Origin of the sequence: Rhodopseudomonas sp. P2A-2r (assembly GCF_026015985.1) — a bacterium.
GTDB lineage: Bacteria > Pseudomonadota > Alphaproteobacteria > Rhizobiales > Xanthobacteraceae > Tardiphaga.
Genome location: NZ_CP110389.1, coordinates 5,862,196 through 5,874,265, shown reverse-complemented (window position 1 = coordinate 5,874,265; position 12,070 = coordinate 5,862,196). Strand labels below are relative to the sequence as shown.

General features: G+C 65.4%; 10 protein-coding genes. 2 read left to right on the top strand and 8 right to left on the bottom strand.

What is annotated here, in order from left to right; all coding sequences use genetic code 11:
• Window positions 1-157: 157 nt before the first annotated feature.
• From ONR75_RS28335 to ONR75_RS28325, 3 genes are read right to left on the bottom strand one after another with little or no spacing between them, the layout of a single operon-like run.
• Window positions 158-892, bottom strand: coding sequence for an ABC transporter ATP-binding protein (locus ONR75_RS28335; protein WP_265080175.1), 735 nt, complete (start codon window positions 890-892; stop codon window positions 158-160).
• Entirely contained in the window at window positions 889-2,658 is a 1,770-nt protein-coding gene (locus ONR75_RS28330; RefSeq protein WP_265080174.1) for an ABC transporter permease subunit, read from the bottom strand. The genes ONR75_RS28335 and ONR75_RS28330 overlap by 4 nt, the downstream gene beginning before the upstream one ends.
• Before the next feature lie 3 nt (window positions 2,659-2,661).
• Window positions 2,662-3,702, bottom strand: coding sequence for a branched-chain amino acid ABC transporter permease (locus ONR75_RS28325; protein WP_265080173.1), 1,041 nt, complete (start codon window positions 3,700-3,702; stop codon window positions 2,662-2,664).
• Between the two features lie 218 nt (window positions 3,703-3,920).
• Here ONR75_RS28325 and ONR75_RS28320 point away from each other — a divergent pair, with 218 nt between their 5' ends.
• Window positions 3,921-4,403, top strand: coding sequence for a MarR family winged helix-turn-helix transcriptional regulator (locus tag ONR75_RS28320; RefSeq protein WP_265083830.1), 483 nt, complete (start codon window positions 3,921-3,923; stop codon window positions 4,401-4,403).
• Window positions 4,404-4,525: 122 nt separating this feature from the next.
• Here the strand turns inward: ONR75_RS28320 and ONR75_RS28315 are convergent, their stop codons facing one another.
• Both ONR75_RS28315 and putA read right to left on the bottom strand, forming a co-directional pair.
• Entirely contained in the window at window positions 4,526-5,812 is a 1,287-nt protein-coding gene (locus ONR75_RS28315; RefSeq protein ID WP_265080172.1) for a glycerate kinase, read from the bottom strand.
• Between the two features lie 63 nt (window positions 5,813-5,875).
• Complete coding sequence (gene putA / locus ONR75_RS28310; protein ID WP_265080171.1) at window positions 5,876-8,869, bottom strand: bifunctional proline dehydrogenase/L-glutamate gamma-semialdehyde dehydrogenase PutA; 2,994 nt, start codon at window positions 8,867-8,869, stop codon at window positions 5,876-5,878.
• Between the two features lie 111 nt (window positions 8,870-8,980).
• Between putA and ONR75_RS28305 the strand changes: the two genes are divergently transcribed.
• A complete protein-coding gene (locus tag ONR75_RS28305; RefSeq protein ID WP_265080170.1) occupies window positions 8,981-9,613 on the top strand; it encodes a hypothetical protein in 633 nt (210 codons plus the stop codon).
• Window positions 9,614-9,850: 237 nt separating this feature from the next.
• Here the strand turns inward: ONR75_RS28305 and ONR75_RS28300 are convergent, their stop codons facing one another.
• From ONR75_RS28300 to ONR75_RS28290, 3 genes are all read right to left on the bottom strand, one after another.
• Window positions 9,851-10,051, bottom strand: a complete 201-nt coding sequence (locus tag ONR75_RS28300) for a cold-shock protein (protein WP_143576103.1) — start codon at window positions 10,049-10,051, stop codon at window positions 9,851-9,853.
• Between the two features lie 280 nt (window positions 10,052-10,331).
• Complete coding sequence (locus ONR75_RS28295) at window positions 10,332-10,610, bottom strand: cytochrome c (RefSeq protein ID WP_413776544.1); 279 nt, start codon at window positions 10,608-10,610, stop codon at window positions 10,332-10,334.
• A gap of 50 nt (window positions 10,611-10,660) precedes the next feature.
• Window positions 10,661-11,869: a molybdopterin-dependent oxidoreductase gene (locus ONR75_RS28290; protein WP_265080168.1), complete on the bottom strand. Its 1,209-nt coding sequence runs from the start codon at window positions 11,867-11,869 to the stop codon at window positions 10,661-10,663.
• Window positions 11,870-12,070: the final 201 nt, after the last annotated feature.

Below are 12,070 nucleotides of genomic sequence, written 5' to 3'. Positions count from 1 at the left end.
CAACGCGAGCGCTGAGCCGGGACCCATACGCCGTGCAGAATTGATGGAGCGTTGTGGCTGCCGCCATGATGCGACACGACTGACGGAGGTTATGGGTCCCGGCGTTCGCCGGGACGACAAGTGGAGGGGTGCGCCGGAAACAGAACGAGCGCGCCAGCTATACCGCGCTGGCGCCTTCGTGTTGAAATCCCAGATAGCTCGCCACCACGCGCTGGTTGCTGGCGATATCGCTCGCCGCACCGTCGAGGATGAACTCGCCGAGCTCCATGACATAAGCGCGGTCGGCGATTTTCAGGGCCGCCTGCGCGTTCTGCTCCACCAGCAGCACCGAGACGCCAGCGGCCTTCAGCTCGGCGACGATGCGGAAAATGTCGGCGACGATGATCGGCGCAAGGCCAAGGCTCGGCTCGTCGAGCATCAGCAGCTTCGGCGCACCCATCAGTGCGCGGCCCATGGCCAGCATCTGCTGCTCGCCGCCGGACAATGTGCCGGCGAGCTGCTTGCGGCGCTCTTTGAGCCGCGGAAACAGCGTGTAGACCCGCTCGAAGGAGCGTGCGGCCGTGGCCTTGGCGATGCGGAAGGCACCAAGCTGCAGGTTGTCCTCGACATTCATGGTGGCGAACAGCTCGCGATGCTCGGGCACCAGGCATAGGCCGGCGGCGACGCGGTCCTCGATGTCCATCTTCGAGACGTCTTCGCCGGCAAAGCTGACGCCGCCCTTGAGCGGCAGGATGCCCATGATGGCGTTGAGCAGCGTGGTCTTGCCGGCGCCGTTGGCGCCGATGATGGTGACGATCTCGTCGGCGCGGACGTCGAGCGACACCGCCCGCACCGCCTCCACCTTGCCGTAGGAAATGTGCGCGTCGGAGACTGCAAGCAAGGGCGTGCTCATGCGACCGCTCCCAGATAGGCCTTGATGACGTCGGGGTTGCGCTTGATGGCCTCGGGCGTGCCCTCGGCGATCCGCGTGCCGAAGTCGAGCACCACGATACGGTCGGCCAGGTCCATCACAAATCCCATGTCGTGTTCCACCAGCAGCACCGACATGCCGCCGTCGCGCAGCTGCCGCAGCAATGCGGCCAGCTGCTGCTTTTCCATGTGTCGCAGGCCGGCGGCGGGCTCGTCGAGCAGCAGCAACTGCGGGTCGACGCACAGCGCGCGGGCGATCTCGACGATGCGCTGCTGGCCCAGCGACAGCGAGCCCGCGAGCTGGTCGATCTGATCGCCGAGGCCGACGCGGTCGATCTGCCGTGCGGCTTCCGCCAGCAGTTTCGCTTCGTCGGCGCGGTCGAGCCGCAGCATGCTGCTGATGGCGCCGGCCGTGCCGCGCAGATGCGCGCCGAGGGCGACGTTCTCCAGCACGGTCATGTCCGGCACCAGCTTGACGTGCTGGAAGGTGCGGGCGATGCCGAGCTTGACGACGTCCTGCGGCGGCGCGTTGTCGATGCTTTTGCCGCGCATGGAGATCTTGCCGGCGGTGGTCTTCAGCACGCCGGTGATCAGGTTGAAGGTGGTGCTCTTGCCGGCGCCGTTGGGGCCGATCAGCGCCACGATCTCGCGCGCTCCCACGTCGAACGAGACGTTGTTGACGGCGATCACGCCGCCGAACTGCTTGCGCGCATTGTTGACTTCAAGCAGCGGGCCCGATCCCGTGGCGGTCTGCGGCCGCGCCGGCAGGGTTGCGGACGGATCCGGCCGCTTGCGCTTGATCTCGAACGGCAGCAGCGAGGTCAGCCACGGCCACATACCGGTTGGTGCGAACTGCAGCAGCGCCACCAGCAGGATGCCGAACACGATGGTCTCGAGTTGGCCACCGCCGCCGAAGATCAGCGGCAGGTAGCTCTGCAGCACCTCCTTGAGGATCACCACCACGGCGGCGCCGAGCACGCCGCCCCAGACATAGCCGGCGCCGCCGACCACGGCGATGAACAGATATTCGATGCCGGCCTGCGGGCCGAACGGCGTCGGCGTCGCGGCGCGCTGGAAGTGCGCGTAGAGCCAGCCGGACAGGCCGGCCAGCATTGCGGCATAGATGAAAACCATCAGCTTGGCGCGGGCGGTCTGCACGCCGAAGGCTTCGGCGGCGATGTGGCCGCGACGCAATGCGCGGATTGCGCGGCCGGTGCGGGAGTCCAGCAGGTTCATCGACAGCACGGCGCAGAGGATGACCGCGATCCAGATAGGAAAGTAGATGGTGTGGGGATCGAGCATCTTCAGCGTGCCGATGGACAGAGGCGGAATCCCGGAGATGCCGTCATTGCGGCCGAGAAAGCTGAGCTTGCTGAAGAGATAGTACAGGCTGATGCCCCAGGCGATGGTGCCGAGTGGCAGGTAGTGGCCGGATAGCCGCACGGTGACGAGGCCAAGCAGCACGGCGGCGAGGCCACTGACGATCAGCGCCGCCGGCAGGGTCAGCCACGGCGACACGCCCCAGGTGGTGGTCAGCACCGCGGTGGTGTAGGCGCCGAAGCCGCAGAACGCCGCCTGGCCGAACGACGTGAGGCCGCCGACGCCGGTGAGCAGCACGAGGCCCATCGCCACCAGGGCGGCGAGGCCGATATTGTCGAGCAGCACGATCCAGAACGGCGGCATGCCGGGGATGAACGGCAGCGCTGCCATGACAAGCGCGAAAATGACGATGGGAAAACGCCGGTTCATCGCTCAATCCTTCTCTTCATCGACCGCGGGTGCCGCAAGCGAGCGCAGCACGAGGACCGGCAGGATCAGCGTGAAGACGATGACCTCCTTGAAATTGCTCGCGTAGAACGATGAGAACGCCTCGACGCAGCCGACCACGATGGCGGCGACGGCGGTGAGCGGATAGCTCACCAGGCCGCCGATAATTGCGGCGACGAAGCCCTTGAGGCCGATCAGGAAGCCGGTGTCGTAATAGAGCGTGGTGATCGGCACGATCAGGATGCCGGAGATGGCGCCGATCACCGATGCCAGCAGGAAGGCGATCTGGCCGGACAGCGAAGTGCGGATGCCGACGAGGCGGGCGCCAAGCCGGTTCACCGCGGTGGCGCGCAGCGCCTTGCCGTATAGCGTGAAACCGAAGAACAGCCAGAGGCCGATGATCAGCGCGAGGGTGATGGCGTAGACTGCGATGCTCTGGCCGGTGAAGCGCAGCGGCCCGATCATCACGGCGGCATCGGAGATGGTGGGGCCGCGCTGGCCCTCGGCGCCGAAGAACACCAGGCCGAAGCCCTGCAGGGCCAGGTGGCAACCCACCGAGGCGATCAGCAGCACCAGCACAGAGGTGTGGGCGATCGGCTGGAACGCGATGCGATAGAGGAACAGTCCGATCGCCGCGACGATCAGCAGGGACAAAGCGATATTCACCGCGATGTGGCTCTGCCGTCCGGCCAGCGCCAGGGTCAGGCCCCACACGGCCAGCGGAAACACGATATTGACCGCGAATGCGCGCAGAACACGCCGCAGATGCAGCGACTTTCTGAAGGTGAAGATGTCGAAGGCAAAAGCGACCACGCCCATGGCGACGGCCAGGCGAACCGTGCCCGGGACCTGCCCGGTCGACAGGCTGGCATAAGTCAGCGCACCATAGGTGATGAATTCGCCCTGCGGAATCAGGATCACCCTGGTGACCGCAAAGACCAGCACCAGCGCCAGGCCAAGCAGCGCGTAGATCGCGCCGTTGGTGATGCCGTCCTGCAAGAGGAACAGCAGAATCGTTGTGTTCAAGACCGCACGCTCCCACCCCGGATGAATGTGCCGCGGATACCACAGCCCCACGACAATCAACAACGGCAGTTGAAATCTGCCGCTCATTTGATACAGTAATGGTATATCCTATAACGATTATCCATCATAACCTCAAGAGCCGCCGCATTTCGACCGGGTATTGCGCTCATTGACCGGTAGCCGGGGATTGCACGATGCCTGTTTCCAGAGATGCCGATATGGACCTTCAGCTGCAGGTGCTGCCTGAGGACACCGCCGTCGACGACACCACACTGCAGATCGGCGAACTGGCCGGCCTGCTCGGCTACTCGCTCAAGCGGGCTCAGTTGCGGGTGTTCGACGACTTCATGCGCTGCATGGCGCCGCTGCAACTGACGCCGGCGCAGTTTTCCGTGCTGCTGCTGCTGGACAACAATCCCGGCCGCAACCAGACCGAGATCGCCAACACCCTCGGCATTCTCCGCCCCAATTTCGTGGCCATGCTGGATGCGCTGGAAAGCCGCGGCCTGTGCACCCGGATGCGTTCGCCCAACGATCGCCGCTCCCATGTCCTGATGCTCACCGACAAGGGCCGCGCCACGCTGGTCCGCGCCAAGAAACTGGTCACCGCCAAGCACGAGGCCCGTTTGATCGAGGTGCTCGGCCCGGCCAACCACACCGCGCTGCTCGGCATGCTGGCGACGATTGCCCGGGATTTTTAGGACTTCCTCTTCGTCATTCCGGGGCGCAAGCGACCCCGGAATCCCGAAATGTTCATCAAAGCACATCGAGGTTCCGGGTTCGCGTTCGGCTGACGCCGCCCGCGCCCCGGAACGACAGTGCGCTATTCCCGCTCCACCAGGATCACCCTGACATCATTGACGTTGGTCAGCGTCGGACCGCTATGCAGCAGGTCGCCGGTAGCTGTGAAGAATGCGGTGGCGTCGTTATTCTTCAGATAGGCGGCGGCCTCGAGGTTCTGCGCGCGCATCGCAGCAAACGTCTTCGCATCGACCATCGCACCTGCCGGATCGTCGGCGCTGCCGGCGCCGCCGTCGGCGCCGTCGGTGTCGCCGGCCAGCGCTGACATGCCGGTGCTGTCTTTCAGCAAGTCCGCCAGCGCCAGCGCATATTCCTGATTGGGGCCGCCGCGGCCGTTGCCGGTGACGGTCACGGTGAGTTCGCCGCCCGACAGGATCGCGAGCTTCCGGTTGTCCGCGCGTGCCTTCAGGGCGAGCTGCGCATGCCCTGCAGCCACCTCGCGGGCCTCGCCCTCGAGGTCGGCGCCGAGGTCGACGATCTCGTAGCCGGCATCTGCCGCCACCTTGATGGCGGCGTCGAGGGATTCGCGCGGTCGCGCGATCATCTGGTAGCGCGCGCGTGCGAACGCCGCATCGCCCGGCTTGACGCTCTCGTTGGCGTCATCGTCGAGGGCGGCGCGAACCGCGTCGTCGATGGCAAGATCGTATTTGGCGACGATGGCGCGGGCTTCGGCCAGCGTGCTGGCGTCAGGCACTGTCGGGCCTGACGCGATCACCGCCGGGTCGTCATGGGGCACGTCGGAAATCGCCAGCGTCAGGATCTCGGCGCGCTGGCCGGCGCGGGCGAGGCGGCCGCCCTTGATGCGCGACAGATGCTTGCGCACGGTGTTGATCTCGCCGATGGCGGCGCCGGAGCGCAGCAGCGCGCGCGTCACCTGCTGTTTCTGCAGGAAGCTGATGCCCGCCACCGGTGCGATCCAGTTGGCGGAGCCGCCGCCGGAAATCAGCACCAGCAGCAGGTCGTCGGCAGCGGCGGTGGCGGCGAGCCTCAGGCTGTCGTCGGCGCCCTTCAGTCCGGCCTCGTCGGGCACGGGATGGCCGGCCTCGATCACCGTGATGCGGCGTGTCGGCACGCCATGGCCGTGGCGCGTGGTGGCGATGCCGATGAGGCGTGACGGCTCGATCTTGAGGTCATCGAGATAGTGCGCCTCGGCGGCGGCGGCCATGGCGCCGGCAGCCTTGCCGGCGGCGAGGATGATGATGCGGCCCTTCGGCGGCGCGGGCAAATGCGCGCCCAGGATCTTGTCCGGATGGGCGGCGGCCACGGCGGCGTCGAAGATGGCGCGCAAAAGCGGGCGTTTGTCGGTCATGGACGATGTCATGGGGCGATCTTATGCCGATCAGCGCTGGCCACGGCAAGATGCACCGGCGGCCTATTCCGCATCCGACAGCAATGCTGCGTTGCCACCGGCCGCGGCGGTGTTGATGGTCACGGTCTGCTCGGTGGCGAAGCGTGGCAGGTAGTGCGGACCGCCGGCCTTGGGACCGGTGCCCGACAGGCCGAAGCCGCCGAACGGCTGCACGCCGACCACCGCGCCTATCATGTTGCGGTTGACATAGATGTTGCCGAACTGCAGCCGGTCGATAACGCCTTCAACCATGTCGTCGATCCGCGAATGGACGCCGAGCGTCAGCCCGAAGCCGCTGCGGGTGATCGCCTGCACCACCTCGTCAAGCGCGTCGGCGCGGTAGCGCACCACGTGCAGCACCGGACCGAACACTTCTTCGGTGAGCTGCCCCGCGTCGGACAATTCAAAAATGTGCGGTGCCACGAAATTGCCTGATGGCGCGACGCCGGCGAAATGCAGGCGAGCTTCTTGCCGCATCCGCGCGATATGGCCATCGAGCTTGTGCTTCGCCTCGGCGTCGATCACCGGGCCGACATGGGTGGCGGGATCGCTGACATCGCCGAGCTGCAGCTCGCGTGCGCTGCCGACGATCATCTCGATCATGCGATCGGCGACGTCCTCCTGCACGAACAGCAGCCGCAGCGCCGAGCAGCGCTGGCCGGCAGAGCGGAACGCCGAGGTCACTACGTCGTCGGCGACCTGTTCCGGCAGCGCGGTTGCGTCAACGATCATGGCATTGATGCCGCCGGTCTCGGCGATCAGCGGCACGATCGGGCCGTCCTTCGCCGCCAGAGCGCGGTTGATGTTGCGGGCGACCTCGGTGGAGCCGGTGAACGCTACGCCGGCGATGCCGGCATGTGCCACCAGCACCGCGCCGATCGCGCCATCGCCCGGCACCAGATGCAGCGCTGTCGCCGGCACGCCGGCCTCATGGAGCAGCTGCACTGCGGCAGCAGCCACGCGCGGCGTCTGTTCGGCGGGTTTTGCCACCACCGCATTACCGGCCGTCAGCGCCGCCGTGACCTGGCCCAGGAAAATCGCCAGCGGAAAATTCCATGGCGAGATCGCCACGAAGACGCCGCGTCCGCGCAGTCGCAGCAGGTTGCTCTCACCGGTCGGCCCGGGCATCGCTACGCCGTCGCCGAACAGGACGCGGCCGTGCGCGGCATAGTAGCGACAGAAGTCGATGGCCTCGCGGACCTCCGACAGCGCATCGTCCAGCGTCTTGCCGCCCTCGCGCTGCAGCAGCGCGATGAAGCCGGCGCGGCGTTGCTCGAGCAGGTCGGCGGCGCGCTCCAGAGCGGCGGCGCGCGCATCGGCCGGGGTGCGGCTCCAGTGCTGGAAGCCCGCTTGTGCGGCGACGATGGCGGCATTCGCCTCTTCTGGCGTGGCATCGGCGACCGATGCGCCGCCTGTCGCGCCGGCGACCTCGTTGACCAGTTCCCGCAATGCCGCGCGCTCACCGAACTCGACGCCGCGCGAGTTGATCCGCTGCGGCCGGTAGAGATCGCGCGGCAGCGGAATATGGGGATGCCGCGCCTGGTCCGCGGTGCCGATGATATCAGCCGGCCGCTTCAGCAACACTTCCACCGGCACGCTATTGTCACCGGCGACCGCGACGAAGGACGAGTTGGCGCCGTTCTCCAGCAGCCGGCGCACCAGATAGGCCAGCAGGTCGCGGTGGCCGCCCACCGGCGCATAGGTGCGGCAGGAAAGTTGCATCCGATCGGCGATCAGTTGCGCATAGAGCGCCTCGCCCATGCCGTGCAGACGCTGAAATTCGTAAGTAGCGTTGTCGCCGGCGAGTTCGACAATCGTCGCCACCGTCAGCGCGTTGTGGGTGGCGAATTGCGGAAAGATCCGCGGTCGCAGCGCCAGCAGGCGTTGCGCGCAGGCGATGTAGTTGAGGTCGGTCATCGCCTTGCGGGTGAACACCGGGTAGTCGCCGAGGCCGCGCTCCTGGGTGCGCTTGATCTCGTTGTCCCAATAGGCGCCCTTCACCAGCCGGACCATCATGCGGCGGTCAAGGCTGTCGGCGAGCGCAGCCGCCCAGTCGATCACTGCGCCGGCGCGCTTCTGATAGGCCTGGATCGCCAGGCCAAAACTATCCCAGCCGGCCAGCGACGGATCTGCAAAGGCCGCCGCGATCACGTCGAGCGACAGTTCGAGCCGATCGGCCTCCTCGGCATCGACAGTGAAGTTGAGGTTGTAGGTCTTTGCCTGGCGCGCCAGCGCGATCAGATCCGGCACCAGTTGGGTCATCACCCGGGCGCGGCTCATCGCCTCGAAGCGCGGATGCAACGCCGACAGTTTCACCGAAATGCCCGGCCGGTCGGGCAGGGCATGGTGGCCGGCGCTGTGGCCGATGGCGTCGATGGCGGTTCGATAGGCGCGGCAATAGCGCTGCGCATCGGCGCGGGTGCGCGCGCCTTCGCCGAGCATGTCGAAGGAATAGCGTGGCGCGCGATCGTCTCGCGTTCTGGCGCGCTGCAGCGCGGCCTCGATGGTCTCGCCAAGGACAAAGTGGCTGCCCATCAGCCGCATCGCCTGCCTTGTCGCGGCCCGCACCGCGGGCGCGCCGAGCCGCTTTGTGAGTTGTCCGATGGTGCCCCGGGGCGTCTCTCCGGACTGGATCACCCGCGCCGACACGCCAAGCGCCCAGGCCGAGGCATTGACCAGGAACGCAGTCGACCTGATTTCGTGATGCACGAAGTCGCCGTGGCCGAGTCGGTCCTCGATGAAGCGGTCGGCGGTGGCCGCGTCCGGCACCCGCAATAGCGCCTCGGCCAGCACCATCAGCGCCAGGCCTTCTTTGGTCGACAGCGCGTATTCCCGCAGCATGTCCTCGACGCCGCCGAAACGGTCGTCACGTCCGCGAATCGCACGGATCAGCCGCGTCGCGGTTGCGTCGATCCGCGTCTCCTGCGCCGGCGTCAGCCGCGCGCCAGCGAGCAGCGTTGCAGCCATGGTTGCGTCGTCGGCAGCATAGGGCGCATGGAATGCGGGACCCGATGTCATCTGCTTCAAACCTGCGATTGGCGTGGCGCCGGAACAGCCTTCCTCAACGCTTGGCATGATAAAACGGCTGCGCTAGTTTCCGCAAAATTGTGGCGACCGGACGGGCACATCATGCGGATAGAGCATTTCAGACGGCGCGTTGCGCAGGCCCTTGCGGTCATTGCGCTGCTGGGCGTGCCGGCCGCGCATGCGATCGAACTGACGCCTGGAATCAGCGAGCTCTATACCTCGGTGTCGATCTACCCGCCGACGACCTCATCGATGACGATCTGCTACGGCTTCGTCTGCAAGCGGCGTTATGAGCTGGGCTTTACCTCGGGCGATCGCGCCGCGCTGACGAAAATCATGGCAGCCGGCCGTGCCAATGCGGCGGCCGAGCGCGCTGCGGTGCAGAAGGCGGTGGTGTGGTTCGATCGCCGCGTCGGACCGGTGATCGGCACCGACAAGCGCATCGCCAATGCGGATTTCCGCTATTTCGACGACAAGCACAATTTCGATTGCTGGGACACCACCCGCAACGTCACCAGCCTGCTGCTTGTGATGCAGGAGTGGGGTCTGTTCAAGCATCACACGGTGGGAGAGCCGAAGTATCGCGGCAATGCCCTGGTGCTGCAGACGCCGCACAACACACCCGTGCTGGTCGAGCGCGCAACCGGCGAGCGCTGGGTCGTGGACATGTGGACGCGCGGCTACGCGCAGGCGCCCGATGTCATGACCGTCGATAAATGGGTTGATTTGAAGTGAGCGCCGACGCGCGGCCGAAGCCAACGCGTGGATCTTTCAAGCGGACCTGAATTGTTTATAGAGCGCACACCGCGGATCGAATTAGCGCAATCTGCGTGAACCTGATTGCGTCGCAACAGTGGAAAGCCCTTTGGAGGTAACCGCTGCTGCCGAATGCGCTCTATGTTGTTGAAACGTGATCGTTCGGAAACTGGCCTGGATTGTGTCGAGGAGAGCGGTCCGGATCACGCCGTCGCATCAAACCTTGAGGTTTTCAGCCGAAGTCTTGCCGCGGTTGGCGACTTCTTCGTATTCAACGGTCTGGCCTTCGTTCAGCGAAGAAAGACCAGCCTTCTCAACTGCCGAAATATGAACAAACACGTCCTTGCCGCCGTTGCTGGGCTGGATGAAACCGAAGCCCTTGGTGGCGTTGAACCACTTCACAGTACCTTTAGCCATAACGTCGTCTCCGCGGGATCAAAAATCGATAACGAACTGCCGGTCCCCGCAAACCGGCATATCCGACATGCGCACGATACGCGCTATATGTCCGGCTTGATAGCTTAAACGACGGGCAAAATTCGTGCAATATCGACGGTATCGGGACATTTAGAGCGTTTTTGACCGCTTTTGAACCGTTTTGCCGCGGCCGAACGCCGCGAGGCACGGTCAAGGTCTATTTCCCGCAAAGTCGACCGCTTCGCAGGTCAGCGCGATTCCCGGCCGGTCCGGCCCGATCCTAATAGGTCGCGGCGAGATAATCGACGATCTTGCCGACATCCGCCTCGTCGATCGGCGCGCCGTAGACCTTGATCATCTTGGTGACCTCGGCCTGCCAGAAATCCTTCTTGAACTTCGGGCCGCGCGGCTGGGTCTGGATGTAGTCGGCGGAATGGCACGCCGTGCAGTTGTTCTGTGCGGCCTCGACACCCGGTCCCGGCTTGAACGCCGCGGTCTCGTCGGGCAGTTGATAGTTGATAGGCCTGGCGCTCGCAGCGAGCGTAGCGCCGCAGGTCATCGCCACGAGGGCGACCAGTGCACGGATGGACTGTTTCATGATCGATCGCCTCATGCGGCCGTGACGCGGGTGGTCTCGATGCCGTTGCGCAGATAGCCCGCCGGGTTCCACAGCGATTCGGCAGGTTGAACCTGGCCGCCATTGCTGCTGGCGCGCACCTTGAGTGCGTGGGGGCCGGCCGCCAGCTTTACCGGTAGCTTCCATTCGCGGAACGAGTACTTGCCGAGGTCCTTGCCGAGCTTCGCCGGCGTCCAGCTGTTGCCGCCGTCGGTCGACACTGCGACTTCCTTGATGCCCTTGCCGCCGTCGAAGGCAATGCCTTTCAAGGTCACGCGGCCGGCCTTGAGCTTCGCCCCATCGGTCACGTTGGTGATGAAGGAGCGGACCGTGAAGCGGTTGATCGGGATTGTCGCCTTCGGCGCGGTCCCCGGCTCGAGGCAGTTGCAGTCGTTGTCGGGAATGCGATAGGCCGACTTCATCCAGAACCCGTCGAAGACATCGTCGATCACCGTGATCTCGTTGAGGTGCTTGACCCAGTAGGTGCCGTAATAGCCGGGCACGATCAGCCGCATCGGAAAGCCGTTGAGCAATGGCAGGTCTTCGCCGTTCATGCCGTAGGCCAGCATCACCTCGCCGTCGCGGGCATGATCGATGTCCAGCGCCTTGACGAAGTCCGGCGTCTTGTCGCTGACGGGTCCGTCCATGCCGTTGAAGGTCACCTGCTTCGCGCCGGCCTTGACGCCGGCCCGGTCGAGCAGCGTCTTCAGCGCCACGCCGCGCCAGCGTGCATTGCCCATGGCGCCGTTGCCGAGCTGGCCGCCGGCGACGCGCGGGGTGAAGAAACCGCGGCTGTTGCCCGAGCACTGGTTGACGGCGACGAGTTCGACCGCGGGAAGCTTCCTGATCTCCTTCAGCGACAGCTTGAGCGGACGCTCGACGCTGCCCTTGATCTCCAGCGTAAACGTGTCCGGATCGATGTCGTAGGGAATGTCGGCGAGGTGATAGCGGACGAAGAACGCATTGTTGGGGGTGATGGCGCCATCGTTGAAGATCGCAAACGGCGTCTCCAGTTGCGGCGGCCTGCTGGTCAGGCCGATCATCGGGCGCTTCTGCGGATATTTCACCAGCGGTCGCTCGCCGTTGTCGAATGGCAGCGTCACCGTATCCAGTGCAAAGGCGGTGACCGGATCGAGCCCTGCCGTGCCGAGCGCTGCCAGGCCTGCGCCGACGCGCTTCATCATCTCTCGTCTGTCGAGCATGGGCTTCCTCCGAAGCGATCTTGCGCAGGCCGGTCATCACCGCGCCCGTTTGCGCCATAGTCGCATGGTTGCCGGTCCTGTCAATTTGTCGCAGGCGATCGACCAGCGCTCGACCCGGCACATTCAACAAGAATTCGTTATCCGCACCGCGGCTTTCCATGGAAATCCGTGCGCTTCGCGACCGGCTTTCCCCGGACGGAT

Coding starts and splice junctions, on each gene's coding strand:
- ONR75_RS28320 (WP_265083830.1), top strand. CDS start 3,921: ATGGACCTTCAGCTGCAGGTGCTGCCTGAGGACACCGCCGTCGACGAC.
- ONR75_RS28335 (WP_265080175.1), bottom strand. CDS start 892: ATGAGCACGCCCTTGCTTGCAGTCTCCGACGCGCACATTTCCTACGGC.
- ONR75_RS28315 (WP_265080172.1), bottom strand. CDS start 5,812: ATGACCGACAAACGCCCGCTTTTGCGCGCCATCTTCGACGCCGCCGTG.
- ONR75_RS28300 (WP_143576103.1), bottom strand. CDS start 10,051: ATGGCTAAAGGTACTGTGAAGTGGTTCAACGCCACCAAGGGCTTCGGT.
- ONR75_RS28295 (WP_413776544.1), bottom strand. CDS start 10,610: ATGACCTGCGGCGCTACGCTCGCTGCGAGCGCCAGGCCTATCAACTAT.
- putA (WP_265080171.1), bottom strand. CDS start 8,869: ATGACATCGGGTCCCGCATTCCATGCGCCCTATGCTGCCGACGACGCA.
- ONR75_RS28330 (WP_265080174.1), bottom strand. CDS start 2,658: ATGAACCGGCGTTTTCCCATCGTCATTTTCGCGCTTGTCATGGCAGCG.
- ONR75_RS28305 (WP_265080170.1), top strand. CDS start 8,981: ATGCGGATAGAGCATTTCAGACGGCGCGTTGCGCAGGCCCTTGCGGTC.
- ONR75_RS28290 (WP_265080168.1), bottom strand. CDS start 11,869: ATGCTCGACAGACGAGAGATGATGAAGCGCGTCGGCGCAGGCCTGGCA.